We start from the raw sequence: 26,486 nt of genomic DNA, 5'->3' as shown, positions 1-26,486 counted from the left end.
AGGGAAGTCTGTGGAGTCAGTTTTTCGCCAGAAATGGCCGGTGGTCCTGTTGACCATCGGCCTCTACCCCGCTTTCACCGTCGGCATTCGCGCCGACGACAACCTTGACAGCAGCTTGCGCAGCATCAGCCCGTCGCAACTGCAACAACCGGCAGGCAATGAAAGCCGTCAGCGCCCTGCCCCTGCTCTGAAAGCGTCCGCCGATGCGGACGCGTTGGGGCTAGAACAAGCGGTCAGGCTGGCCGTGGACTGGCACCCACGCATCGGCGAAGCCATCGGCACCCTGTTCCAGCAAGGCGAAGGGGTCAACGTCGCCGAATCCGGCTATTACCCGCAGGTCACCGGCGGCATCAAGGGTGGCTACACCAGCGGTTACGGCAGCGATGCCGGCAGCCAATCGGTGAACATTTCCCTCAAGCAGATGCTGTATGACTTCGGCAAGGTTTCCAGCTCGGTCGACGCCGCCCGCGCCCGGGTGGCGCGCAGTCAGGCGGGGATTCTGCTGGCGATTGACGACATCGCCCGCGACACCGCCAGGGCCTACATCGAGGTGCAGCGTTATCAGCGTCTGCTCGAGGTTGCCCGCGAGCAGATTCAGGGCATCGGTGGCATCGTCGACCTGGCCAAGCAACGCAGCGACATGGGCGCCAGCACCCGCTCCGATATGGTTCAGGCGCAGTCCCGGGCCGAAGGCGCGACGGCGACGTTGCAGGAATTCAAGGCGCAATACGCACGCTGGCAAGCGACCCTGACCAGTCTGCTCGGACGGCGCACGCCGCCGGCGGTCAGCGCCGCCGCCGCGCCGACACTGACTCAGGCCTGTGACGCGTCGAAGATTTCCGACACCCTGCCCGCCGTTCTCCAAGCCGCCGCGCAACGCACCCAGGCCCAGGCCGAGCTGGCCCAGGCCAAAGCCGAGGCCTACCCGACCCTGTCGCTGCAACCGTCGGTCAACCAATACCTGGACGACCACTACGACGATCAGAACTCGCGCGCTGATCGCACCCAGGCGGGGATCTTTCTCAACCTCGAAGTGCCGATCTATCAGGGCGGCGCGATCAGTGCGCGCAGCCGCGCCGCCGGGCATGCGCTGACCGCAGCGGATTCGGCCGAAGACTTCGCCCGTCTGCAAGCGCGCCAGGGTCTGGCCGAAGCCCAGGCGCAAACCTCGGGTCTGAACCGGCGGCTGCGCTCGCTGGAATTTCGCCAGACCAGCATCACCGAGGCGCGCATGTTGTATGGCCGCCAGTACCTGGAACTGGGCACGCGACCGCTGCTCGACCTGCTTAACGCCGAGCAGGAAATCCATCAGTCGCGCTTCGATCTGGTCAACACCCAGGCTGATCTGCAACGCCTGCAGATCGACTGCTTCTACAACAGCGGTGCGATTCGCCGGGTCTTCGGCATCGACCACAGCGCCATCCAGAATGTCGAGATCCTGCCATGACCGATGCCAGCATCACTGTTCCCGAACCCGCTGCTGCCGAAGCTCGCGACGATTATTCACCGTGGCTGGAAGCGGTGCTGAAGGTCGCCCGTCACTATCGCCTCGACGTCTCGCCGGAAAGCGTGCGTCTGGCCTCGGTGCACAGCGAAGGCCGCGTCGAAGAAGTGGTTCGGCACATGGCGCGTCAGGCCGGTTTGAGCGTGAAATTCGCGGTATTCGATAACAAGAGCCTGAGTCGCTGGCGCACGCCGCTGGTGGTGCAACTGCGCGACGGTCAGGTCGGCGTGCTCGAAAGCATCGGCGAAACCGGCGAGCTGGGCATCTGCTTCAGTGGCGACCAGGGTTTGCAGAGCCGCATGGAGGCTGGCGCGCTCGCCGAGCAGGCGCTGCGCACGGTGATTCTGCGTCCGACGCAACCGGTGGCGGACGTGCGCACCAACGATTACATCAAGCCCTACGACGAGCACTGGTTCCGGCGCATCGTCCTCACCGATCTGCGGCCTTACAGCCAAGTGATGATCGCCTCACTGGTCGCGAATCTGCTGGGCATGGCCGGGGTGCTGTTTTCCATGCAGGTGTACGACCGGGTGATTCCGGCCGAGTCGCTGCCGACCCTGTACGTGTTGTTCGGCGGGGTGATGCTGGCGCTGCTGTTCGATTTCGTCATGCGCATTCTGCGTCTGCGCATCACCGATGTGCTGGGCAAACGCGCCGACTTGCGCGTCTCCGATCTGGTCTTCGGCCACGCTTTGCGCCTGCGCAATTCCGCCCGGCCGAAATCCACCGGTTCGTTCATTTCGCAGTTGCGCGAGCTGGAGCAGATCCGCGACCTGATCACCTCCAGCACCGCCACGGCACTGGCGGACATGCCGTTTTTCCTGCTGTTCCTGCTGGTGTTCTATTTGATCGGCGGGCCACTGGTGCTGATTCCACTGGTGGCGCTGGTGTTCATGTTGCTGCCCGGGATCATCGCGCAACCGCGTCTGGCGCGACTGGCCAATGCGTCGATGCGTGAAGCGGCGCTGCGCAACGCCATGCTGGTAGAGAGTATTCAGGGCCTCGACGACATCAAGGCATTGCAGGCCGAGCAGCGATTCCAGCAACAGTGGAACCAGTACAACGCCGCCTCGGCGGACAGCAGCCTGCGCCTGCGCACCTTGACCAACAGCCTGGTGGCGTGGACGCAGAACGTGCAAGGCGGAGTGTTCGCAGTGGTCATCGTATTCGGCGCGCCGATGGTGATTGCCGGCGACCTCACCACCGGCAGTCTGGTCGCGGCGTCGATTCTGTCGTCGCGGATGATGGGGCCGATGGCGCAACTGACCCACGTGCTCACCCGATGGCAGCAGGCCAAGGTCGCGCTCGAAGGCTTGAACCGGATCATGCAGATGCCGGTGGATCATCCCGAAGGCAGTCAGCGCGTGCACCTGCCGGCGATTCGCGGCGATTACCGCATGCGTCAGGCCAGTTTTCGCTACAGCGAGGAAGCGACCCCGGCGCTCCACAACATCGACCTGAGCATTCGGCCCGGCGAGCGCATCGCCCTGCTCGGCCGCAACGGTGCTGGCAAGTCGACGCTGCTGCAAGCGCTGGGCGGCGCGGTGGATCTGAGCAGCGGTGAAACCACCCTGGACGGCATCGCCCTGGCACATCTGGATCCGGCCGATCTGCGCCGCGACGTCGGCCTGCTGTCGCAACAGGCGCGACTGTTTCACGGCACCTTGCGCGACAACATCACCCTCGGCGCCGGGCAGGCCAGCGATCAGGAAATCATCGCCGCGCTGACTGTCACTGGCGCGCTGGATTTCGTCCGTCAGCTGCCCAAAGGCATGGATCATTTAGTGCTTGAAGGTGGCTTGGGCCTGTCGGGCGGTCAGCGTCAGAGCTTGTTGCTGTCGCGCTTGTTGATCCGTCAGCCACAAGTGCTGTTGCTCGACGAACCGACGGCCGCGCTCGATGACGTCACCGAGCGTTTGCTGCTGGAAAAACTCGCGACCTGGACCCAGGGCCGAACGCTGGTGGTCGCCACGCACCGGGTCAGTGTGTTGCAACTGGTCGAGCGGATCATCGTTCTCGACAATGGGCGTATCGTCATCGACGACCACCGCGACGCGGCATTGGCGCGGCTGCGCGCACCGGGTAAAGGAGTGGCGGTATGAAGCCGATGATGACCGACGTGCCGGACCCGATGTCCTACCTCGACGGCCGCGATGAGCGCGCTCTTGCCGGTGGCGCAAAGGTGATCTGGGGTTGCGCGCTGATGCTCGCCTGCTTCATTGCCTGGGCCGCGTGGTTTGAAATCGTCGAAGTCTCGACCGGCACCGGCAAAGTGGTGCCGAGCTCGCGCGAGCAGGTGATTCAGTCGATGGAGGGCGGCATTCTTGAGCAGCTCAATGTCAGCGAAGGTGCTTTGGTCGAGCGCGGGCAGATCCTTGCGCAATTGGACCCGGTGAAGAACCAGTCCAACGTCGGCGAAAGCGCGGCCAAGTACCGCGCGGCGCTGGCCAGCGTCAACCGCTTGCAGGCCGAAGTCAGCGAAAAGCCGCTGACCTTCGACGCATCGCTGCAGGAGTTTCCCGATCTGATCCGCGCCGAAACCGAGCTCTACCAGACCCGGCGCAAAGGGCTGGCGGAAACCCTCGACGGTATTCAGAGCTCGCTGAAACTGGTGCGCAGCGAACTGGCGATCACTGAAAACCTGGCGAAGATCGGCGCCTCGAGCCGGGTTGAAGTGCTGCGCCTGACCCGTCAACGCTCGGAGCTGGAATTGAAGGCCACCGAAGCCCGATCCGATTACATGGTCCGCGCCCGCGAAGACCTGGCCAAGGCCAACGCCGAAGCGCAGATGCTCGAAGCGGTGATCCGTGGTCGCACCGATTCACTATCGCGCCTGACCCTGCGCTCGCCGGTGCGCGGCATCGTCAAGGACATCGAGGTCAGCACGATTGGCGGCGTCATTGCGCCTAACGGCCAGGTCATGCAGATCGTGCCGCTCGATGAACAACTGCTGATCGAGACGCGCATCTCGCCGCGCGACATCGCCTTCATTCACCCGGGCCAGGCGGCGAAAGTGAAAATCACCGCCTATGACTATTCGATCTACGGCAGCCTCGACGGCGAAGTGGTGACGATCTCGCCGGACACGATTCAGGACGAAGCCAAGCCGGAGATCTTCTACTACCGCGTGTTCATCCGCACCGCTTCGGATGAGCTGCGCAACAAGGCCGGCAAACGCTTCGCCATCGTGCCCGGGATGATCGCCACGGTGGACATCCGTACCGGCGAAAAAACCGTGCTCGACTACCTGATCAAACCACTCAACCGCGCCCGCGAAGCGTTGCGCGAACGCTGATCAGCGGCTGGCCAGTTTGGTCGCTGGTGGCGCTGTCGGGGTGATGCTGGCCTGATAGCGCGACCACTCGCGATTGATCTCCGCGTACGGCAAAAAGATGCTTACGCGCGGTTGATCGAGCAGGTCTTTACGTTTGAGGCGGCTGACATCGTCACGGGTGAGGAACGCCACGTTGATGCCAACCACTTTGCCATCGGCGGAAAACACCGGCCCGCCGGACATGCCCTTGGCCAGTGCGCCATTATGGGTGCCATAAAGCACGTTGCCCTCTTTGACGTCGAGGCGAACCATGGCCGGCAGCGCCTGGCCGGTGCCCTTGACCGACATGTACAGCGAATTGAAGCCCACCGAAGTCAGCTCCTCGCCCGGCTTGTAGCCGCGCCACGCCGGCACGCTATTGGCCTTGTGGCGGAAGAACTGCACGTCTGCCTGCCCCTGGAAAACCGTGCCCGACAAGTAAGGAATGTGCTTCACCGTCACGGCGAAGTCTTCATTCCATTGCACAGCCGAACCCATCAGCACGTAAGGCAAAGGCGCGCCGGAGTGGACGATAAAGGCTTGGTCTAAAACAGGATCCTGAACAAAAGCGACTGGCATTCCATTGCACCCGCTGAGCAGCAACGACGCTGCAACAAGTGACTTGAGGGGGCGCATTTTCGGTACATCTTGAAGTGAGGAAAGGTGCTGCAATATGTCATTGCGCCATCACTTTGAGCAATAGGCTAAGCCTACCGCTTGTCGGCATGCGATATAGTGAGTTAATTATTGGATCCAAGCAATTTCCAGGCAATACGCGCAATCAACAGCGAATGAACGCAAATGATCGCGATTGTCTTCAACCAGGTCGAGTGATCCCATGCTGACGAAGCTTGCGGTACAGGGTATTGCGGCTAATCCCCAGACGACGGGCAACTCGCGCGACATGCCAGTGTTCAGCTTCGATCATGCTGAGCAGAGTTTGCCGTTCGGATACGCCCAGTGGATCGTCAACAGGTTGGTCGTCACTTGCGGGCAGTAACTCGTGCACGTCCTCCAGCGTGACCCGGCCTTCCACTGCCAACGCCACCAACGTCCGCAAACAGGTGCGCAGTTGCCGGACGTTGCCCGGCCAAGGCTGCGCCAGCAAGCGCTCTCGAACTCCCGCTTGCAGCCGCACAGTGGCGCCCGCCGCTTCTTCGCGCAGCAGCAGGTCAAGCAGACGGCCCTTGTCGGAACGCTCGCGCAGCGGCGGCAGTTCCACGGCGAAACCGCCAATGCGATAGAACAGGTCCTCGCGCAGGCGTCCGTCGGCCACGCAGGCTGGCAGATTCTGGTGGCTGGCGCTGATCAGGCGTACATCAAGCGGTCGCGGCGTTGCGCTGCCCAGCGGCACAACCTGGCGCTCTTCGAGCACGCGCAGCAGACGGGTCTGTAGCGCGAGGGGCATGTCGCCGATTTCGTCGAGAAACAGAATGCCGCCATGGGCCTGCTCAAGCTTGCCGACCATGCCGTCCTTGCGCGCGCCGGTGAAGCTGCCGCCGCGATAGCCGAACAGCTCGCTTTCAATCAGCGTCTCGGGGATCGCCGCGCAGTTGATCGCGACAAACGGCTGGCCGGCGCGGGAGCTGGCGCGATGCAGCGCTGCCGCAAAGGCCTCCTTGCCGGTGCCGGTTTCACCTTGCAGAAACACCGGCACGTCACGCTCCAGTACACGGAGTGCGCGGGCGAATCCGCGTTGCAGGCGCGGGTCTTCCAGGCACACGCGCTCATCCTTGATTGGCGGGACAGGCGCAAGGGTCAACGGCGCGGAGCGGATCGGTTCGCGCAACTGGCCGTAGAACAAGCGCCCGTCGGCCAGGCGCATCGGCCAGCAGACGTGCGCCTGAGCACTGGCCTGATCGAGCAACTGCTCCATCGGCGTTTCCAGCAACATGGTCAACGACTGCCCGACCATCTGCTCGCGGCTCAGGCCCAACAGATCCAGCGCCGCCGCATTCACCGAACAGATCCGCGCACTCTCGTCGAAGCTGAGCAGGCCTTCACCCAGCAGCCCGACAAACCCGGCGTCGGGATGAAACCGGAGCAAATAGCGTTGCGGATCGTGGCCGAGGAAAAAACAGCTCTCGATCAACCTGGCCGACAGATTGGTCAGGGCCATGGCCTTGAAGCGTTGCTCAAGGCTGCTTTCCTCGCGCACGGAGGACAGGTTGAGCACGGCGAGCAACTCACCGCTGGCGTCGAATATCGGGCTGGCCGAACAGGTCAGGCCGACGTGCTGGCCACGGAAATGCTCGTCGCGGCGAATGGTCACGTGCTGGCGCTCGACCAGGCAGGTGCCGACACCGTTGGTGCCCTCGTGCTCCTCGCTCCAGACCGAGCCGAGCCACAGCCCGGAGCGCTGGAACTCGCCGCGTTCGGCTTCGTTGAACACGCTGTCGATCGCCACGCCGCGCGCATCGGTGAGCAGCACGACATGGCCGTCACGTCCCAGTTGCTGATGCAGGCTGTTCATCTGCCAATGCGCAACGGAGATGATGTGTTCCAACGGCGCACGGTGTTCGCGCAAACGTGCCTGTTCAAGCACATCCGGCGCGCGGCGGCTGGCCGGATCGAGCTGGTATTGATCCAGGCAGCGCCGCCACGAACGGGTGATCGCCAGGTCTGCCGCCGCGCTGTGGCTGGCAACAGAGCCCTGCACGGCTTGCAGTACCTGGCGCGCGTGGGCGTTGATCGAGGCCGGTTTCATTGTTGTTGTTCTCCGCTTCGGTGAAGACACGGGTGTGTCCGCAGCTTAGATGAAAAGCTCGTTGCGGGGGAATTTCGCGCCGAGTGACACAGTGTCATCCGCGATTCTCGAATTTGTGACATTTCGCCTGCGCCAAGCCTTGTCGGCCTTTGCATCAAACGCTCTGGCCCGCGCCTTTCAATGAGATGGCCCAAGCCTTGCTCTGATGCCATGGCTTACCAAAACAACAAGATCGGGAGTGGCCCCATGAACATCGCTATTGAAACCCCTTTGCAATCGCCAACAGCGCAACTTGCGGCCTGGGTCGAACGCCTCGGCGAACGTCTGGCGCAACGAGATGTGGACGGCACGCTGGAGTTGTTTGCCGAAGAATGCCACTGGCGTGACTTGCTGCTGTTCAGCTGGAACCTCGTCACCCTGGAAGGCAAACCGGCGATTCGCGACATGCTCGAAACACGCCTTGAGCAGACCCGGCCCGAACGCTGGCAACTCGAAGGTGAAGCCACGCTCACCGATGGCGTGCTTGAAGGCTGGATGAGCCTGGAAACCGACACCGCACGTGGCAAAGGCTACGTGCGCCTGAAGGACGGTCTGTGCTGGACTTTGTTGACCACCATGCGCGAGCTCAAGGGTTTCGAAGAACCCAGCGGCCGCCGCCGGCCGATGGGCGCGAGCCACGGCCATGCCCACGCTGACAAGCGCAACTGGCTGGAGCGCCGCCGCGATGAAGAAGCGGCGCTGGGCATTACCACGCAACCGTACTGCCTGATCGTCGGCGGCGGTCAGGGCGGGCTCGGCCTCGGCGCAAGGCTCAAACGCATGGGCGTACCGACGCTGATCATCGACAAAGCCGAACGCCCCGGCGATCAATGGCGCGGCCGCTACAAGTCGCTGTGCCTGCACGACCCGGTCTGGTACGACCACATGCCCTACCTGCCCTTCCCCGACCACTGGCCGGTGTTCACCCCGAAAGACCAGATCGGCGACTGGCTAGAGATGTACACCAAGGTCATGGAACTCAACTACTGGCCGCGCACTGAATGCCTCGGCGCTACGTTTGACGAAGAGACTGGCCGCTGGACCGTGGAGGTCCTGCGCAACGGCGATCCCGTCACCCTGCAACCGACGCAACTGATCCTCGCCACCGGCATGTCTGGCGTACCGAATGTGCCGATGTATCCCGGCGCCGAAGACTTCCAGGGTCAGCAACATCACTCGAGCCGTCACCCCGGCGGCGATGCGTGGAAAGGCAAGCGCGCAGTGGTCATCGGCGCGAACAATTCAGCCCACGACATCTGCGCCGATCTGGTGGAAAACGGCGCCGAGGTGACCATGGTGCAACGTTCGAGCACACACATCGTGCGTTCGGACAGCCTGATGGAACTGGTTTTCGGCGGGCTTTATTCCGAAGAGGCGCTGGAGTCGGGGCTGACCACGGATAAGGCCGACCTGCTGTTCGCCTCGATTCCGTACAAGGTCATGCCACAGTTTCATCGGCCGATCTTCGACGCAATCAAGGAGCGCGACAAGGACTTCTATGAACGCCTGAGCCGGGCGGGTTTCATGCTCGATTTCGGCGACGATGAATCGGGTTTGTTCATGAAATACGTACGCCGTGGCTCGGGTTACTACATCGACGTCGGCGCCTCGGAACTGATCGCCAACGGCACGATCAAGCTCAAGAGCGCGCCGGGCCTCGGTGTCGAACGCATCGAAGCGGATGCGGTGGTGCTCACCGATGGCAGCCGCTTGCCGGCCGATCTCATCGTTTATGCGACGGGTTATGGCTCGATGAACGGCTGGGCCGCGAAGCTGATTTCTCAGCAAGTCGCCGACAAGGTCGGACGCTGCTGGGGCCTGGGTTCCGGCACCACCAACGACCCCGGCCCGTATGAAGGTGAACTGCGCAACATGTGGAAGCCGACCCAGCAGCAAAACCTCTGGTTCCACGGTGGCAACCTGCATCAGTCACGGCACTATTCGCTGTATCTGGCGTTGCAGTTGAAAGCCCGTTTCGAAGGCCTCGACACCGATGTTTATCGCCTTGCAGAGCGCCATCATCTGGGCTGATTCCTCAAGTGGTCGTTCGTCGGTGCGCAGACCAAGCGCACCGGCGAACTGGAAAGTGCGTGCTAGGGTGTCTAGCCCAAGCACGTTTCAATCCAGGAAAAATGAGGAGGATTCATGCCACTTCATCCCATTCTGTTCATGGGCGGCTCCGGCGCCATCGGCCACCAGACAGCCCGCGCATTGCGCGCGGCGCATCCCGACGTCCCCTTGCTGATCGGCGGACGCGACCTCGCCAAGGCTGAGCAAACCGCCGAGCAAATCGGCAATGCCCAGGGTGTGGTCATCGATGCTCGCGCAGAAGATCTGGGGCTGGGTGATCGCCCGATCAGCGCCATCGTCCTGTTCTACATGGACCACGCCCTCGCCGGGCTGCGCTTTGCGCAAAAGCGCAAGGTGCCGCACCTGAGCATCTCTTCCGGCGTGTTCGAAATCGCCCCGCAGATCGCCAGTTTCATCCACTCGCCCGACGCGTCGCCCATTGTCCTCGGCTATGAATGGATGGTCGGTGCCACGACCGTGGCAACGCTGCACCTCACCAAGGCGTTCGCCCGCGTAAATGACATCCGCATTCATGCACTGGTCGACGAACAGGACGGCGGCGGCCCGACCGTGGCCGTCGATTTCGAACACCTGAACAAGATGCTGCCCGCCGCACTGACCCGCAGAGGCGGCGAGTTCATCTGGCGTGAAGGCGACGACGCCAAGGTCAGCTTCCGCGCCGTCGACGGCACAATCATGCAGGGCGCCGGCTTTTCCTCGATCGACGTCACCGGCCTGGCCGCCGCCACCGGCGCCCCGAACGTCGAGTTCAACCTCGCCAGCGGCGTCAGCTCGACCCGACGTCAGGGTCAGCCGATGTCGACGGAAATACTCATTGAACTCGAAGGCACGGATCACGATGGCCAGCCATTGCGCACACGCCACGCCGTGGTTCACCGATCAGGCGCAGCAGCGTTGACCGGGCTCAGCGTGGCCATGCTGCTGGAGCGACTGGTTGGGCTGGATGGGCAAGCGCCGGTAAGACCGGGGCTGTATTTTCCCTATCAATTGCTGGAGGCACAGGTGTTTTTGCAGCGGTTGAAAGAGGACGGTGGGGAGTTGATCGAACTACTTGAGTGAGACCGCGCACAGGTCGCTCGACACTTGAACTGCTCGTTTGAGAGAGTACCGGTGCTGCCCGCCACTGCTCGCAAGGATTGATTGCCATGGATCGCATCCCCACGCTTTACACCCACCGCCTGATCCTCACCCCGCTGCAACTGACTGATGCAGCGGCGGTGCAACGATTGTTTCCGCAATGGGAGGTCGTGCGCTATCTCGACAGCCGCGTTCCGTGGCCGTATCCGGACGACGGCGCGCTTGTTTACGTCCGCGATGTCGCGCTGCCCGCGATGGCTGCCGCAAAGGAATGGCACTGGATGATCCGCACCCGCGTTCAGCCCGAGAGCTGCATCGGCAGTATCAGCCTGTTTGATCAACCGGGTAACCATCGAGGCTTCTGGCTCGCCCCTCAGTTTCAGGGCAACGGCTACATGCGCGAGGCCTGCAAGGTGATCAATGCCTTCTGGTTCGATACGTTGATGCGCCCATTGATGCAGGTGCCCAAGGCCGCCGCCAACCACGCCTCGCGCAAGATTTCCGAAGATGAAGGCATGCGGATGGCTGAAACGCGGGACGGCCAGTTTGTGTCGGGGCCGATGCCTGTGGAGGTGTGGGAGATCACGCGCAGCGAATGGCTTGCCGAAGAAACAAACCGGTCAATTGATTGTTAGAGCCGATCAAGTGCTCAATCTTGCGTATATGCTGCTGTCTGCAAAATCAGGACAAGTACTCCCCAAACGTTCGAGACAGTAGAAATGATCTCCGATCCAGGAACACCAACGCTTGATCAACTGAAAGTATTTCTGACGGTTGTAGAAGTGGGCAGTTTTGCCGCTGCGGCCAGAAAACTGCATCGCGCGACATCGGTGGTGAGTTACTCCATTTCCAATCTGGAGATGCAGCTCGGGGTTTCACTGTTTGACCGCAAAACCACGCGCAAACCGCAACTGACGGAGGCAGGTCGAACCGTCCTGGCTGAAGCACGCACTATTACCAACGGCGTAAATGGGCTGCGCGCAAAAGTCTCCGGTTTGCTGCATGGGCTTGAAGCAGAAGTTCACCTCGCGCTCGATGTAATGCTCCCTGCCGAGCGAGTAGTCGATGCGTTGAGGACCTTTAGGGAAGAATTTCCCACAGTCACTCTGCACTTGCACATGGAAGCCTTGGGGGCAGTGACCCAACTGGTGATGGAGAAGAAAGCTGGAGTCGGCATCAGCGGTCCGCTGGACATTGGCTTGGACGGCATCGAGCGCATCGGCGTGGGCAGTGTTCAATTGATACCGGTCGCCGCGCCTGCACATCCGCTTGCAACCGAGTGTTCCAAATCCCCTGGCGCTGCCAGAGAGTTTGTTCAATTGGTGCTATCGGATCGTTCAACGCTTACGGGTGACAAGGACTTTGCCGTCGTGAGCACTCGCACTTGGCGACTGGCGGATCTGGGCGCCAAACACATGCTTCTCAAAGAGGGCATCGGATGGGGGAATATGCCGGTGCCCATGGTTCAGTCTGACCTGGACGAAGGACGCCTGGTCGAGCTTGATATGCCCGACTGTAAAGGCGGCACCTATGCCTTCGATGCGATTTATCGAACCGACTCGCCGCCCGGTCCGGCTGGGCAGTGGCTGATCAAGCGGTTCGGCGAACAGCTCTTGCCGACGTAATCAATCCAGGAAAAAGAGCAAAAATCCGACAGCCTGAGCAAGGCTGCCGGAGAGGTGCATGTCAAAAAGCAGGAAAGTTGAATTGTCGAAAGCGACTGACAACAACTGTTTATCCTCTTTTGATCCCCGGAGGCGCCATGACCGCATTTCGAAAATCCGACTTCCCTTTGAGCGAGGTTCGCCAGCATCTGGAAACCGGCCCCATCGTCCTGGTGACCTCCGCCTGGCAAGGTGAAACCAACATAATGACCATGGGTTGGCACATGATGATGCAGTTCTCCCCCGCCCTGTTTGGCTGCTACATCTGGAGTGCAAACCACAGCTACGAGCTGATCCACAACAGCCAGCAGTGCGTCATCAACGTGCCCACCGTCGAATTGGTGGACCAGGTTGTTGCCGTCGGCAACAGCAGCGGTGGCGCCATCGACAAGTTTGCCCAATTTGACCTTACAGCCGCCCCCGCAGAACGGGTAAAGGCCCCGTTGATCAAAGAGTGCTACGCCAATTTCGAGTGCAAGCTGTTCGACTCCAATCTTATCGGCGAGTACGGTCTGTTCGTGTGGGAAGTGGTCAAGGCGCATGTGGCTACGTCGGTGAAAAACCCCAAAACCCTGCATTACCGCGGGCAGGGGAAATTTATGGTGGCGGGCGAAACCCTGGATTTGCGCGATCAATTCCGCCCACAGAATCTGTAATACGACACCAATAAAAAAGCCGGAATGTTCATTCCGGCTTATGCGTCAGCGCTCGGGATATAACACCATGCCCGCGTGGTACAGCACGTTATCTCGAAACTCTCCGTCTGCGGTAAAGCCAGTATCGTCCACATACTCGATGTGGTCGCCTTCCAGCCAGTAGCGCCCTTGATAAGCGCTTTTTTGCCGACCGCGAGCCTCGTCATATCGCCCTCCTGGCAGCAACTCATGGCGAATATGACCGTCGGCTGTCACCCACATGCCAACGTACTTGCCCTGATCGCCGGCTGAATTTGCCGTGGCGTGTTCTTGCGCATCAGGGGCTACGCGAATTTCGACATCGGACATTTTAGAACTCCTGTTTTCAGATCAGAGTTTCCTGCCGTTCAGCAGGACTTGAAGCAAGAGTAAAAAGTCGCGGCGCGGTGCCGGTATGCAATTCCTGCGCAGGTTTTGCCCAATGCTCCAGGCGCTCGCAGAAACGTCTAGGCAGAGGACTAAGCGAACTAGGCAATAGACAGCGTCCATGCCATCAGTGCGGGCTTCGCCTGTCAGGCCGTCGGGAAGTCCGTGCCACGGGCGGTAGACTCCCATGCGCTGAACTCGCGGCCCATGGCGGCAAGCTTCGCCTGCGCTGCCTCATAGGCTTCATTGCCCAACAGCAGGCGCGCCGGCGGCGCTGCGCAGGTAACTGCGGCGTAGATTGCCGCTGCCGCCCTGGCTGGGTCGCCAGCTTGATTGCCAACAGATTGCTGGTATGCGCGCATCGCAGCGCCGGCGGTTGCCTGGTAATCCTCGGCCACCGTTTGCGCGGCGCCCGAAGACCCCGCCCATTGGGTTCTGAAGGCGCTGGGCTGAACGGTCATCACGCCGATACCCAGTGGCGCAACTTCGGCGCGCAGACTTTCCGACAGACCCTCCACGGCGAACTTCGTCGCGCAGTAATGGCCGACCGCTTCGAACCCGACCAGACCGCCTACCGATGTGAGGTTGACGATCATGCCGGTGCGCCGCTTGCGCATGCCTGGCAGTACCGCGCGAATCATATGGGCCGTGCCGAAGTAGTTGACCTCGAACATCCGCCGAACAGCTTCATCGTCGCTGTCTTCTACCGATGAGAAATAGCCAACGCCGGCGTTATTGATCAGCACGTCCACGCGCCCGAAGCGATGCTCGGCCGCCTGTACGACCTGCATCGCCTGCGCCGGATCGGTCACGTCCAAAGGCAGAATCAAAGCGTCGCCGAGGGCGGCCAGATCCTCGATCTGCTGTGTGTTGCGCGCCGTGACCACCACACGCTCACCCTCATTCAGCAGCGCCGTGGCGATGTGGCGACCGAACCCGGTGGAACAGCCTGTAACCAACCAAACCTTAGTCTCGTTCATTGCAGTACTCCTCTTGATAGCGGCGGTTCAGGATTCGGCTGAACCGCGTTCGAGACCAACGTACCGAATCCGCCCCGCCGCTGTTATCCGATTAGTCCGCGACATTTGCCTGATTCTGCTCACCAACACACGTCGCTAACCACAGAGGAAGGTCCCGTTCGATATCTGCTGCATTTCTATTTTTTCGAACCTGATCATCGAAACTTGTCGGCTATTGCGCAAAGCTGCGCGGTGACATCATCTGCTCCACAACGGCGCTTCATGGTGAAGCGCTGAAATCAGCGGAATCCACGTCATGTCCCACGCAGCCACAATTTCCAGCGTCACTGCTTCAACGTCTTCCAACCTCAACAGCAGCGTTTCCTTGATCGGGCGGATTCTTCTGAGCGCGATCTTCATTCTTTCGGGCCTGTCGAAAATCGCGGCACCGGCCATGATGATTGGCTACATCGGCTCTGTCGGGTTGCCTTTTCCCGCACTGGCGTTGGGCGTAGCGATTGCTGTCGAGGTTCTCGGCGGCGTAGCGTTGATCGCCGGTTATCGCACACGTACCACCGCAGCGCTGTTGGCGATTTTCAGCGTACTGACCGCACTGATTTTCCATAACGCCCTGGCGGACCAGAATCAGTTCATTCACTTCTTCAAGAATATCGCCATGGCCGGTGGGCTCTTGCAGATCGTTTCTTTCGGCGCAGGGCGTTTCAGCCTCGACGCACGTGGCCACTAATCGAATCGCCGGCGCGTCCATTTCTTCCGACGAGCCTTGACCATCACAACGGAGAGAATCATGAAAGCGATCCAAGTCGCGCAGTACGGCCAGGCAGAAGCGCTGGAGCTCAAAGAACTTGCGGATCTGAAACCCAATGACGATCAGGTGTTAATCAATGTTGCCGGTAGTGGGATCAATCCAATCGATTGGAAAATCCTCTCCGGTGCCATGCAGCAATTCATTCCTCTGCCACTGCCCTACACGCCTGGCGTGGAAGTCTCAGGCACAGTCGCCGCGGTGGGCAGGAATGTCAGAGACTTTGTCGTTGGCGACAAGGTGTTCGGGTTTATCGGGATTACCGGCGGATATGCGACCCAGGCCCTCTCAACGCCAGATCGTCTGGCCCACACGCCGACAACACTATCGTTGCAAGAAGCCGGCGGCGTGCCGGCGGCAGCGCTGACCGCTTGGCAAGCTTTGCATGAACACGCCGGAATTCAGGCAGGTCAAAAAGTCCTCATTCACGGCGGCTCAGGTGGCGTGGGCAGCTTCGCAATCCAGCTCGCCCGCCTTGCCGGTGCTTATGTGATCGCGACCAGCTCTGCGAAGAACCACGACTATCTGCGTTCACTTGGCGCCGATGAGGTGATTGACTACACCACGGCTAAATTCGAAGACAGCGTTGCTGACCTCGATGCGGTCATTGATCTGGTCGGCGGCGAAACTCAGAACCGCTCATGGAGTGTGATCAAGCGCGGGGGCGTTCTGGTTTCCCCCGTAAGCGCACCCTCTGCACAGAAGGCAAGCGAGCACGGTGTGAGTGGCAAAAATTTCGCCACCCGCTCCGATGGCAGCCAATTGGCCGAGATTGCCGCGCTGTTCACATCCGGCAAGCTCAGCCTTGAGGCTCAAGTGGTACCGCTGACAGGAGTTGTCGACGCGGTTAAACAAAGCTGGGCCGGACACACCCGGGGAAAAATCGTGCTCGATGTCAGCGCTCAGGCCGAATCCTGAACCAGATCGCATACATCGCCGGCAGAAACACCAGCGTGATGATGGTGCCAACAAACGTGCCGCCGATCAGCGTGTACGCCAGCGTGCCCCAGAACACCGAGTGGGTCAGCGGAATGAACGCGAGAATCGCCGCCAGCGCGGTCAACAACACTGGCCGCGCCCGTTGCACTGTCGCTTCAACCACGGCATGGAACGGCGCCAACCCTTCCTGCTCGTTGTGATGGATCTGCCCGATCAGAATCAGCGTGTTGCGCATTAGAATCCCGGACAGCGCAATCAGCCCGACCAGCGCATTGATGCCGAATGGCTGGTTGAATATCAGCAGCGTCGGCACCACACCGATCAAGCCTAACGGCGAGGTGAGGAAGACCATGATCATCGCTGAGATCGAGCGTACCTGGACGATGATGATGAGCAGCGTCATGGCGATCATGATCGGCAGCAACGGCAGAATCGCTTTGCCGGCCTTGCCGGATTCTTCGATGGCGCCCGCCTGTTCAATCCGGTAGCCGGAAGGCAGGTTTTCGATGATCGGCTGCAACTGCTGGATGATTGCGCCGGAAACGTCAGGTGGCTGCAAACCTTCGGCGATGTCGCCACGGACGGTGATGGTCGGCGTGCGATCGCGGCGGCGCAGGATCGGGTCTTCCATGCGCACTTCGACCTGGCCGATCTGCGACAGCGGGATGCGCTGCCCCGCCGCACCGACCAGGGTGAAGCCTTCGATCTGTGCCGGGTCCAGGCGGATATTGCCCGCCGCACGGCCAACGACCTGCACGGAACGGATGTCCTCGCGCACCGCCGTGATCGGCACCCCGCTGAGCAGAAACTGCAACTGCTGGGCGACTGCGCTGGACGTAAGCCCCACCGCCTGCAAGCGGTCCTGATCCAGGTTGAAATGCAACGTCGGCGTCAGCGGCCCCCAGTCAGTGTTGACGGTTCTCATCATCGGGCTGTTCTGCATCACCGCCCTGACCTGCTCGGCGATGTCGCGCAATTTCGCCGGATCAGGCCCCATCACCCGATAGGCCACCGGAAATGGCGAATACGGGCCGAAGACAATTTGCGTCGCCCGAACCCGCGCCTCTGGAGCAAGCCCTTCGGCGACCGCTTCGCGCAAACGCAACTTCAGAGTTTCACGGGCGTTTTGGCTGTCGGTCAGCACAACGATTTTGGCGAACGATGGGTCCGGCAACTCCGGCGCCATCGCCAGGAAAAACCGTGGTGCACCCTGACCGATATAGGCGGTGACGATTTTGGCCTCTTCCTGCTGATGCAGCCAGGCTTCGACCTTGGCCGCCGCGGCACTGGTCTGCTCGATGGACGTGCCGTAGGGCATCTGCACTTCGATCATCACTTCGGGGCGGTCAGAGGTCGGAAAGAACTGCTTCTTCACCAGCCCCATGCCTGGAATCGCAACGGCAAACAGCGCGACCACCGCACCGGCCACCAGCCATTTGCGCGTGATCACCCACGCCAGAACACGCCGGAAACGGTTATAGCGCGGCGTGTCGTAGATTGCCGCGTGCCCGCCTTCGACTTTCTTGATGTCCGGCAACAGCTTCACGCCCAGGTACGGCGTGAAAGCCACGGCGACGACCCACGACGCAATGAGCGCGATGCCGACAATCCAGAACATATTGCTGGTGTATTCGCCCGCCGTTGATTGCGCGAATCCGTTGGGCAGAAAGCCAATCGCCGTCACCAGCGTACCGGCCAGCATTGGCGCTGCCGTGTGGCTCCAGGCATAAGCGGAGGCCTTGATGCGGTCGTAGCCCTCCTCCATCTTCACCACCATCATTTCAATGGCGATGATCGCGTCATCGACCAGCAGCCCGAGCGCCAGAATCAGCGAGCCGAGGGTGATCCGGTCAAAGTTCTTGCCGGTCGCCGCCATCACCACAAACACGATCGCCAGGGTCAACGGCACCGCCGCTGCGACGACCACGCCGACGCGCCAGCCCATGCTGAGAAAGCACACCAGCATGACCACCAGCAGCGCGACAAAGAACTTGACCATGAACTCGCCGACCGCCGAGTCGATATTCACCGCCTGATCGGTGACTTTCGACAGCGTCATGCCCAACGGCATTTCCCCGTTGATCCTGACTGTCTCGGCATCCAGCGCCTTGCCCAGATCGAGACCGTTCCAGCCCTCGCGCATGATCACGCCGAGCAATAACGCTTCTTCGCCGTTGCTGCGCACCAGGAAAGTTGCCGGGTCTTCGTAGCCGCGCTCGACCGTGGCCACGTCAGACAGTTTGAGTGTCCGCCCCTGCGCCACCACCGGCGTGTCCCGGATTTTTTGCAACGTGTCGAACGCGCCATCGACGCGCAAAAACACCTCTGGCCCTTTGGTTTCGACCGATCCGGCGGGGGTCAGCACGTTTTGATTGTTCAGCGCGGCGAAGATGTCCTGTGGCGACAAGCCCAGCGTCGCCAAGCGATCATGGGAAAACGAGACGAATATCCGCTCGGCCTGCTCGCCGATGATGTTGACCTTCTTCACCCCCGGCACATGCAACAGGCGCTGGCGTAAAGTTTCCGCGTCGCGCACCAACAAGCGCTGCGGCTCGCCCTTGGCTTTCAAGGCGAACAGCGCGAAGGTCACGTCGGAGAACTCGTCGTTGACCATCGGCCCGATGACACCCGCCGGCAGCCTGATTGCTTCGTCGTCGAGCTTTTTCCGTGCCTGGTAGAACTCATCCTGCACTTGCGACGGCGGTGTGCTGTCGAGCAACGAAACCATGGTGAATGCCAGTCCCGGTCGCGTGTAGGTTTCCGAGCGGTCGTACCACTTCAGTTCCTGCAAGCGTTTTTCGAGGGGTTCGGCGACCTGATCCTGCATCTCTTGCGCGGTCGCCCCCGGCCACGCGGTAATCACTGTTAGCTGCTTGACCGTGAACGGCGGATCTTCCGCCCGGCCCAATTTGAAGAACGAAAGGACGCCGGCAACGGCGATCAGAAAAATCAGAAACACCGTGATCGCACGTTGGCGCACGGCGATAGCAGAAAGGTTGAACCGGCCCTCGCTCATGGACGACCCCCGGCAATCTGGCCATCGTCGCGGGCAAGCAAGCGCACTTCTTCGCCATCGCGCAGCAGATGCGCGCCCAGCGCGACAATCGGCTCACCGACGTTGAGCCGGCCAGCGACACGGGCCGAATCATCGCTCAAGCCCAGCACCTCGACCGGGCGCCAGCTCACTTTCGCCGGAGTGCCGGCGATGACCCACACGCCGGGGCCTTTGCCCGGGTCGTAGATCGCGGCGACGGGCACCTTAAGCACCTGTTTTGGTACAGAACCTTGGGCGATATCAAGGGTGACTGTCGAACCGATCGGGGCATTGGCCAGTTTGCCTTCGAGCACATAGCGCGCCTCAAACGTACGAGTGGTACTGTCGGCCGAATCGGAAAGCAGACGCAGTTTTGCGCTCACGGCAGCCGACGTATCGCCATACAGTTTTGCCTGAGCGGTTGAGCCCGGCGCGGGGCGCAAGGTCTCGGGCAGATGGACGATGGCCTCCCGCTGACCGGCCCGCGCCAGTCGCACCACCGGTTGTCCCGGGCTGACGACTTGCCCGGGTTCGGCGAGGGTTTCCACCACCACGCCATCAGCGTCCGCCAGCAAAACCGCGTAGCCCGAGGCGTTGCGCGCTACGTCCGCTTGCGCCACAGCGGCATTGAGCTGCGCCCTGGCGGTGTCGGCTGCGGCTTTGAACTGATCGTAGGCCGATGCCGAAATAGCGCCGGCGGCGACGAGTTTGCGATTGCGCGCTTCGTCACCGGCAGTCTGTATGGCTCGGGCGCGAGCGGCGCTCACCGCTTCTTGCTGGGCTCGCGCCTGCAGGCCGAGGTCGATCGGGTCGAGGCGCATCAGTGGCTGGCCGCGCTTGACCGTCTGCCCGGTATCAACCAGACGCTCGAGCACCTTGCCCGAAACGCGAAAGCCCAGATCGCCCTGGGTGCGCGCAGCGACGACGCCGGTGAATGATCGAGACCCATTTTCTGCCGGTTGCACCGTTGCCGATCTGACAATCGGCGCCAAGGTACGTGGATCTTTTGCGCTGGAGGAATCCCCGCACGCCGTCAGGACCAAGGGCAACAAACATACCGCGAGGGGAAAAGGTCGGAGCCGGCGCATGGAATTCCTTCACTGAAAATAGGATGATCATCATATTCTCAGTCTTGTGACCAATATCGTCAACAGTCACAGAGTCACCGGCCCGATGTTCAGCGCTGAATCAGAAGCGATAGCTGACAGAAGTACCGAGCCCGCTGGCGCTGTTCTTGTATTTCGCGCTGTACGAACCCTGGTACGCAGCACTGAAATAACCAAACTGCGGCGGCCATGTTGCCCCAGTGACCATACCAGCCAAGAGTCACGATCAGAACAGCGGAAATGTCGTTGCGTCAGGAACAGGATGGGGTTGGGGCGACTGATCCGAGTATTCGGATCAGCAGAGGGTCAAGGCATCAAGCTGCGCAGGATGAGGTTCGAAGTCAGCGTGGGCGCCACTTCGATGAAATCCAGATTGTGTTGCAGCATCAGTGGATTGACGAAGGGCCGCAGCGCCAGGTGAATCGATTCGACCGTCTCGTCCAGCGGCGTCCTGCGCTCGAACTCACCGGCCTCGCGACCATCGCGGACAATGTCGGTGATAAAGCGCTTGATCTGCGCATCGTAACGCTGCGCACTTGGCCAGTTCTCACCCGCTGCAAACGCGGCAATGTCATAGAGTTTGCGATCGTTGAAGAACAGGTTCACGCCCGTAGCGATCACGGTTTTCACCAAACGACGGAAACGCTCGGTAGGGGTCAGGTTTTCTTCGTCGATCGCCTGCTCGACCGCCGCAACGATCTGCCCCAGACAGTTCGCGCAGATCGCTTCGCCAATCGCCTGTTTGGAATCGAAGAATTTGTAGATGTACGCCTTGGAGAAACCGATGGCCTTGGCCAGATCGGACACCGTGGTCTTGGCGTAGCCGTACTGGCTGAAATGCTCGTTGGCCGCCGCGACAATCTGATCACGAATGTCGTGATCGACGGGACCACGCGGGCCGGGGAAGGATGGGGAAACTGAGGACTGATTCATGTCGGCAGCTTACTCACCCGCCCGCCGACTGACAACGTGTGACTTATTCTGAAAACCACCACCCATCCACTGTGGGAGCGAGCCTGCTCGCGAATACGCCCGCCCAAACAACACCAATTCCCCAAGCTGCTGCACTACCCGGCCTTACTGATCGCGGAAAAATTGATACGAGAAAAGCCGTGCAGCAACATCCCGACAATGATCAACGCCCCCGCGCGCAACCACGTTTCCCACCCCTGCTGACTGAGCAGCACCAGACACGAAACGATCGCAAGCACCGGAACGAAGGTCGGCACGCGAAAGTGATCCTCCTCTACCCTGTCCCGCCGAAGTACCAGCACCGCCACATTGGTACTTAGAAAAACGAACAGCAACAGCAAGACCACCGTCTCTGCCAGCGTTGCCAGCGTCCCTGTAAGTGTCAGGGCAATAGCGACCAAGGTCGTTGCGACAATGGCAGCCCACGGAGTTTTTCGTTCAGGCAGCACCGCACCCAAAACACCCGGCAACAGCCCCAGATTCGCCATGCCATAGGTCAGTCGGCTGGCCATGATCATGGTTAACAGCGCACCGTTGGCCACAGCGATCAGCGCGATAAAAGAGAACAGCGCCGGTGGGATGTCGAGGGTCGATGCGCGGACAACTTCGAGCAAAGGCGCCGACGTGGCCACCAACTTCTCGGTAGGCAACACCGAAGAAGCCGCCACGCCCACTGCCATGTAAACCACCCCAGCGGTGAGCAAAGCGGCGAACAAGGCGCGCGGGTAGACCTTGCGCACGTCTTTGATTTCCTCGGCCAGATTGGCCGAAGTTTCGAAGCCTACGAAGGAATAGAAAGCCAACAACGCCGCCCCCAGCACCGCCAGCATGGGACTGACGCCCGGTTTGAACGTGAGCGTCCGCCCCAGATCCGCATCGCCTGTGCGGAAATACCAGACCGCAGCCACGATCACCAGAATTAACCCGGACAGTTCAATCACGGTCATCACCAGATTCGCCCCAAGCGACTCCTTGATCCCCCGCGCGTTGAGCAGGCCGATCGCCAGGAGAAACACCAGCGCTGCAATCTGCGGCGATACGTCGACAAAGGCGTTGAGGTAATCACCGGCAAACGCCAGCGACAAACCCGCAGCGCTGGTGACCGCAGCCGCCAGCATGCAGAAACCGACCAGGAAGGAAATGAGCGGCGACTTGAAGGCCTTTTCCGCGAACACCGAAGCCGCGCCGGCGTGGGGATATTTGGTCACCAACTCCGCGTAGGAACCTGCCGTCAACATGGCGAAGAACAATGCGATCAGCAGCGGCACCCAAATCGCGCCGCCCACCTCCCCCGCGATCGTTCCGGCGAGTGCGTAAACACCCGCGCCGAGTACATCGCCGAGAATAAACAGAAACAGCATCGGGAAAGTGATTGCCCGGCGCAGAGCAGGTTTATGAGTGGGAGCCGTCACGGTCATTCCTTGGTTCAGGTGTGGAGGAGCTGGAGGGTTGTCACCTCAAACAATGGAAATGGCGCCGAAAGCAAAGTTCAAAATGTGTGATGGGGCTTGTCGGCACGACGCTATAAACATTGCCAACTCGACACCTGTGGGAGCGAGCCTGCTCGCGAAGAAGCCAGCCCGATCAACACAAAACCTCAGCCAAAACCAATTCCCTAAACACCTCGTTTAAAACCGACATCCAGACTATTCCAGCAAGCTACAACGCCTTGCGCCATTGCCTACGACTACGCCAGAATCCGCCGGCTTGTGCGCCTCGGGCCGGGGTTCTATCGTTGGCCGGTCACTGAAAAACAGTGATCGGGTTTGGTAGCCCGGCTTACCTGTCGCATCGCAAGTCATTTGCACGGACGGCTTCGTCCGCTGTTTATGGTGGCCATGCGTAGGGCGTCTCAGGACGCGCCGGGTTTCCAGGTGACCGGTCTACCAACCTGCGTTTGGCCACCACCCTCGTTTGGTAGCGAAAGTGATGGCTCCACTTTTCACCCTGGAGTTTCATCTATGTTCAAAGTAACGCCCAACCCGCCACAGTCAGACGCAACCTCCCCCTACGAATCCCTCGACTCAAAAAAACTCCACGAAGCCGCCGACCGCGCCCTCGACCACTACCTCAAACCCACCGACACCCTCAAAACCACGCCCTACCAGACCAGCAGCATGTTCCTCGCCAACCCGAAAATCGCCACCGAAGAACTGCTGGTCAACGCCAGCGAATCGCTAGGCTCTGCCTCGGTAATGCTGAGTGATGTGATCGGGATGGTTGAAGGATCTGCGCGCAAGACACTGCAAGGTATCGCGCAGGTAGTGATGCTCGGCGAGCTGGCGGTTAATCAGGCGTTGGATAACGTCGTGCCGGTCGAGTAATCCTGCGGATGCAGGCGTTCGCTAATGCCTCGCTCTCATCGCTCGCGCCTCGATAGCCCAGCCTTGCGCTGGGCTTTTTTGCTCATCAGTGGCAGTGGTAGTCGTTGGTCTTATGGTTGCGATGGCAACCCTTTGAATCAGTGCCACCGCTGTGCGTAATGGGCCTTATGCGCTCAGGCCAATCCAGCCATGAAAGCCGACATACAGGCCAACGCCAATGATCAGCACGCTGGACAGGTAAGGAGCGCGGCGCGCCACGGTTCCCAGCCACGGCCAGCGATTGGAAGCCTGTCTGGCACCGATGGCCGCAGCGGCACCGACAGTGACCAGAGTCAGCGCCAGGCCGATGCTGAAACACAGGACGAGCATGCCGCCGAGCGCGACCTCTTTGACTTGCAGGCACAGCAACAGGACAGTGATGGCAGCCGGACAGGGAATCAGGCCGCCAGTCAGCCCGAACATGACGATCTGACCCGTGGTCACTTCGCGGTTGGTGAAGCGTTTACGGATGTCGTTGGCATGAGCACGTTCGTGCGCATCCTGATAGCCATCAATCGACAGCTCCAGGCCTTCCAATTCGGAATGCGCATGCCCGTGACCATGCTCCTGGAATGTCAGGTCGTAATCATGCGAATGCCCGGCGTGTCCAAGGCTCAAGCGAGCGCCGAACTCGTGCGGTTCCGGAATATCCACCGTCGACTGCAGAAAGCCTTCACGCTCGACGAACGCGAACGATTGGCTGCTGCCGTCCGGACGCGTCGTGGTCAGGCGAACATCCGAGGCTGCCCAGGCGTGTCCGCTCAAGGTCTTCAGGCGCCAGTGCGGTGGCATGCCTTCCTCGAAGATCGACAGTTCAATACGACCATGGCCGGTATCTATTCGGTGCGTTTCATCATGATGACCATGGTCGTGTTCGCCGTGATGGTGATCATCGCTTTGCTCGAACTTGAACATCTGCTCACCGCGCCAGGTACGCCACAGCATCCACAGGGCAATCGCGATGATCAGTGCAGAGGAAGCAAGCTGGAAATACGGCTCAGTGGTTTCAGCGTCCAGACCTTTGCCCAGGTACATGCCGCCGATGGCGACCAGCCACACCACGGCGGTGTGCGAAAGCGTTGCGGCCAACCCCAACAAAACAGCCTGTTTGACCGAGCCACGGATGGCCACGATGAAGGCCGCCATCATGGTTTTCGAATGACCGGGCTCCAGGCCATGCAAGGCACCGAGCAGAATCGCGCTCGGGAAATACAGCCAGGCGTGAGCCCCGCCTTGCTGCAACAGTTCAGCGAAATCGGGCATGTCAGACCTAAAGGTACTTGGTGATTTGTTTGAAGGCTTCCAGCGGTGCGCGCTCGCCATTGCCTAGCGCCGAAACGGTATCTTCGAGGCAGTGGTCGATGTGATCCTGAATAAGTGTTCGTTTGGCCTGGCAGATCGCTTTCTCAACCGCATGAAGCTGCTGGGCGATATCCACGCACTGACGCCCTTCTTCGATCATGGTGATGATGCCGCGCAAATGCCCGTCCGCCCGTTTGAGGCGTTTGATGATCGCCTCATGACTTTGGTGGGTGTGGGGATGGCTGTGGCCGTGTTCGTGTTCGTGTTCACTCATGAGTTGAGTCTCAGGGCTCGATGAATTACGCTGGCATCGTATCCCCCCAGGGGGGATTAGGCAAATCGCTTGAACGCCCTGTCAACGAGTTGAAACCTTTAACGCCATGTTCAGCAAAACACTGACAACGACGGTAGTAATCGCGCTTGCTCTCGCCATGTTCATGGCCTGGGCCGGGCATATCTATTCGTTGTCAGTCACTTCGGGGCAGCCAGCCTGGGAGATCGCTCAGGACGTCCATCATGCTCACGGCGAAGAGTTGTCATCCAGTCACTCAAGCTTTTCAGAACACTATCACTCGCCATTGACCCCTGATCATCAGCACGAAACGCCGCAACTCACAGCCGCGTTGATGTTGGCGACAACGCCGATGCCATCGATCCGGGTCGATGCACTTCGACACTCGGTTCCTCTGCCGCCGATATTTTTGATCGAGCGTCCACCTCGCCCTTCGTTCGCATCCTGACCACGGCCGCAATGCGGCCCACGATCATTGCAACGTAGGACTGACCCATGCATTCGCACTCGATGAGCGGCACAGGCGTATTTACTGCGCCTTCGCACCGCCCGCTACTGCTGTTGTTTTTACTTGTCGCTGCACTTTTACTCGGAACACCCGAGGCGATGGCTCACGCTGTTGCGGAAGGCGACAAAGGTTTCATCCAGGAAAGCTCAGGTGTCATGTTGCTGCCCTTCATCTACATGGGCGCCAAGCACATGATGACCGGCTACGACCACCTGCTGTTTCTGTTCGGGGTGATCTTCTTCCTCTACCGCCTGAAGGATGTTGGCCTTTACGTCACGCTGTTCGCCGTAGGCCACTCGGTCACGCTGCTGCTTGGCGTGCTGGCCGAGATCAGCATCAGCTCCTACATCATCGACGCCATTATCGGCTTTTCGGTGGTGTACAAAGCCCTCGATAACCTCGGCGCATTCCAGCGCTGGTTCGGTTACCAACCCAATACCAAAGTGGCCACGCTGATCTTCGGCCTGCTCCACGGTTTTGGTTTGGCGACCAAGATTCAGGAATACGAGATCTCACCAGACGGCCTGATTCCGAACCTGATCGCCTTCAACGTTGGTGTCGAGATCGGCCAATTGCTGGCCCTCAGCGCGATTCTCATTTTGATGGGGTATTGGCGGCGCACCGTTAGTTTCTGGCGCCACGCGTATACCGCCAACGTCGCCATGATGAGTGCCGGTTTCCTCTTGATCGGTTACCAGATCACCGGCCTGTTTGTCTCCGCCTAAGGAA

The 26,486-nt window shown here is 60.5% G+C and carries 23 protein-coding genes; 12 read left to right on the top strand and 11 right to left on the bottom strand.

The window, feature by feature from the left end:
• Window positions 1-10 precede the first annotated feature (10 nt).
• From OK411_RS12675 to OK411_RS12665, 3 genes are read left to right on the top strand one after another with little or no spacing between them, the layout of a single operon-like run.
• Window positions 11-1,447, top strand: a complete 1,437-nt coding sequence (locus OK411_RS12675) for a TolC family outer membrane protein (RefSeq protein WP_110599261.1) — start codon at window positions 11-13, stop codon at window positions 1,445-1,447.
• The gene (locus OK411_RS12670; protein ID WP_264365019.1) at window positions 1,444-3,606 is read left to right on the top strand and encodes a type I secretion system permease/ATPase; all 2,163 of its coding nucleotides are present in this window, start codon (window positions 1,444-1,446) and stop codon (window positions 3,604-3,606) included. Before OK411_RS12675 ends, OK411_RS12670 begins: the two co-directional genes overlap by 4 nt.
• A 5-nt stretch (window positions 3,607-3,611) precedes the next feature.
• Complete coding sequence (locus tag OK411_RS12665; protein WP_370593533.1) at window positions 3,612-4,799, top strand: HlyD family type I secretion periplasmic adaptor subunit; 1,188 nt, start codon at window positions 3,612-3,614, stop codon at window positions 4,797-4,799.
• On the opposite strand, the gene OK411_RS12660 is transcribed toward OK411_RS12665, so the two are convergent.
• Both OK411_RS12660 and OK411_RS12655 read right to left on the bottom strand, forming a co-directional pair.
• The gene (locus tag OK411_RS12660; RefSeq protein WP_264365018.1) at window positions 4,800-5,396 is read right to left on the bottom strand and encodes a serine protease; all 597 of its coding nucleotides are present in this window, start codon (window positions 5,394-5,396) and stop codon (window positions 4,800-4,802) included.
• A gap of 238 nt (window positions 5,397-5,634) precedes the next feature.
• Window positions 5,635-7,524 (bottom strand): sigma-54-dependent Fis family transcriptional regulator, encoded by a 1,890-nt coding sequence (locus OK411_RS12655; RefSeq protein WP_073474928.1) that lies wholly within the window; start codon window positions 7,522-7,524, stop codon window positions 5,635-5,637.
• Window positions 7,525-7,770: 246 nt separating this feature from the next.
• On the opposite strand from OK411_RS12655, the gene OK411_RS12650 reads away from it, so the two are divergent.
• The 5 genes from OK411_RS12650 to OK411_RS12630 all read left to right on the top strand — a co-directional run bounded on the left by OK411_RS12650 (window position 7,771) and on the right by OK411_RS12630 (window position 13,051).
• On the top strand, window positions 7,771-9,594 hold the full coding sequence (locus OK411_RS12650) for an NAD(P)/FAD-dependent oxidoreductase (protein ID WP_264365017.1): 1,824 nt from the start codon (window positions 7,771-7,773) through the stop codon (window positions 9,592-9,594).
• Between the two features lie 114 nt (window positions 9,595-9,708).
• Window positions 9,709-10,713 carry an NAD(P)-dependent oxidoreductase gene (locus tag OK411_RS12645; protein ID WP_264365016.1) on the top strand — a complete coding sequence of 335 codons (1,005 nt, stop codon included), beginning with the start codon at window positions 9,709-9,711 and terminating at the stop codon, window positions 10,711-10,713.
• Window positions 10,714-10,799: 86 nt separating this feature from the next.
• The gene (locus tag OK411_RS12640) at window positions 10,800-11,366 is read left to right on the top strand and encodes a GNAT family N-acetyltransferase (RefSeq protein ID WP_264365015.1); all 567 of its coding nucleotides are present in this window, start codon (window positions 10,800-10,802) and stop codon (window positions 11,364-11,366) included.
• A gap of 84 nt (window positions 11,367-11,450) precedes the next feature.
• Window positions 11,451-12,356: a LysR family transcriptional regulator gene (locus OK411_RS12635; RefSeq protein WP_024012654.1), complete on the top strand. Its 906-nt coding sequence runs from the start codon at window positions 11,451-11,453 to the stop codon at window positions 12,354-12,356.
• 137 nt (window positions 12,357-12,493) lie between these two features.
• A complete protein-coding gene (locus OK411_RS12630; protein ID WP_056785061.1) occupies window positions 12,494-13,051 on the top strand; it encodes a flavin reductase family protein in 558 nt (185 codons plus the stop codon).
• Window positions 13,052-13,096: 45 nt separating this feature from the next.
• Here the strand turns inward: OK411_RS12630 and OK411_RS12625 are convergent, their stop codons facing one another.
• Together OK411_RS12625 and OK411_RS12620 are read right to left on the bottom strand one after the other, a co-directional pair.
• The gene (locus OK411_RS12625; RefSeq protein WP_056786820.1) at window positions 13,097-13,312 is read right to left on the bottom strand and encodes an Atu4866 domain-containing protein; all 216 of its coding nucleotides are present in this window, start codon (window positions 13,310-13,312) and stop codon (window positions 13,097-13,099) included.
• Between the two features lie 290 nt (window positions 13,313-13,602).
• Window positions 13,603-14,436: an oxidoreductase gene (locus OK411_RS12620; protein ID WP_264365014.1), complete on the bottom strand. Its 834-nt coding sequence runs from the start codon at window positions 14,434-14,436 to the stop codon at window positions 13,603-13,605.
• 295 nt (window positions 14,437-14,731) lie between these two features.
• Here OK411_RS12620 and OK411_RS12615 point away from each other — a divergent pair, with 295 nt between their 5' ends.
• Complete coding sequence (locus OK411_RS12615; protein WP_264365013.1) at window positions 14,732-15,163, top strand: DoxX family protein; 432 nt, start codon at window positions 14,732-14,734, stop codon at window positions 15,161-15,163.
• Window positions 15,164-15,223: 60 nt separating this feature from the next.
• On the top strand, window positions 15,224-16,159 hold the full coding sequence (locus OK411_RS12610; RefSeq protein WP_051600431.1) for an NADP-dependent oxidoreductase: 936 nt from the start codon (window positions 15,224-15,226) through the stop codon (window positions 16,157-16,159).
• Here OK411_RS12610 and OK411_RS12605 read toward each other — a convergent pair.
• The 4 genes from OK411_RS12605 to OK411_RS12590 form a co-directional block, all read right to left on the bottom strand.
• Complete coding sequence (locus OK411_RS12605) at window positions 16,137-19,196, bottom strand: efflux RND transporter permease subunit (RefSeq protein ID WP_264365012.1); 3,060 nt, start codon at window positions 19,194-19,196, stop codon at window positions 16,137-16,139. The two genes, OK411_RS12610 and OK411_RS12605, sit on opposite strands and share 23 nt — an antisense overlap.
• Window positions 19,193-20,302, bottom strand: coding sequence for an efflux RND transporter periplasmic adaptor subunit (locus OK411_RS12600; protein ID WP_264365011.1), 1,110 nt, complete (start codon window positions 20,300-20,302; stop codon window positions 19,193-19,195). The genes OK411_RS12605 and OK411_RS12600 overlap by 4 nt, the downstream gene beginning before the upstream one ends.
• A 324-nt stretch (window positions 20,303-20,626) precedes the next feature.
• Window positions 20,627-21,253: a TetR/AcrR family transcriptional regulator gene (locus tag OK411_RS12595; RefSeq protein WP_160768953.1), complete on the bottom strand. Its 627-nt coding sequence runs from the start codon at window positions 21,251-21,253 to the stop codon at window positions 20,627-20,629.
• Between the two features lie 134 nt (window positions 21,254-21,387).
• Window positions 21,388-22,710 carry an APC family permease gene (locus OK411_RS12590; RefSeq protein ID WP_264365010.1) on the bottom strand — a complete coding sequence of 441 codons (1,323 nt, stop codon included), beginning with the start codon at window positions 22,708-22,710 and terminating at the stop codon, window positions 21,388-21,390.
• Between the two features lie 543 nt (window positions 22,711-23,253).
• Between OK411_RS12590 and OK411_RS12585 the strand changes: the two genes are divergently transcribed.
• Window positions 23,254-23,616 carry a DUF6124 family protein gene (locus OK411_RS12585; RefSeq protein ID WP_039758848.1) on the top strand — a complete coding sequence of 121 codons (363 nt, stop codon included), beginning with the start codon at window positions 23,254-23,256 and terminating at the stop codon, window positions 23,614-23,616.
• A gap of 85 nt (window positions 23,617-23,701) precedes the next feature.
• Here the strand turns inward: OK411_RS12585 and OK411_RS12580 are convergent, their stop codons facing one another.
• Genes OK411_RS12580 through OK411_RS12570 form a run of 3 tightly spaced genes read right to left on the bottom strand, consistent with a single transcriptional unit; the run spans window position 23,702 to window position 25,231 of the window.
• Entirely contained in the window at window positions 23,702-23,776 is a 75-nt protein-coding gene (locus OK411_RS12580) for a YHYH domain-containing protein (protein ID WP_240995604.1), read from the bottom strand.
• A 5-nt stretch (window positions 23,777-23,781) separates the two neighbouring features.
• Window positions 23,782-24,918, bottom strand: coding sequence for a nickel/cobalt efflux protein RcnA (locus OK411_RS12575; RefSeq protein ID WP_264365009.1), 1,137 nt, complete (start codon window positions 24,916-24,918; stop codon window positions 23,782-23,784).
• 7 nt (window positions 24,919-24,925) lie between these two features.
• Entirely contained in the window at window positions 24,926-25,231 is a 306-nt protein-coding gene (locus tag OK411_RS12570) for a metal-sensing transcriptional repressor (RefSeq protein WP_264365008.1), read from the bottom strand.
• A gap of 513 nt (window positions 25,232-25,744) precedes the next feature.
• On the opposite strand from OK411_RS12570, the gene OK411_RS12565 reads away from it, so the two are divergent.
• A complete protein-coding gene (locus OK411_RS12565) occupies window positions 25,745-26,482 on the top strand; it encodes a HupE/UreJ family protein (RefSeq protein ID WP_264365007.1) in 738 nt (245 codons plus the stop codon).
• Window positions 26,483-26,486 lie beyond the last annotated feature (4 nt).

This window comes from Pseudomonas sp. RG1 (assembly GCF_025910115.1).
Taxonomy (GTDB): domain Bacteria; phylum Pseudomonadota; class Gammaproteobacteria; order Pseudomonadales; family Pseudomonadaceae; genus Aquipseudomonas; species Aquipseudomonas atacamensis.
This window is presented reverse-complemented; position numbering and strand designations above follow the sequence as displayed.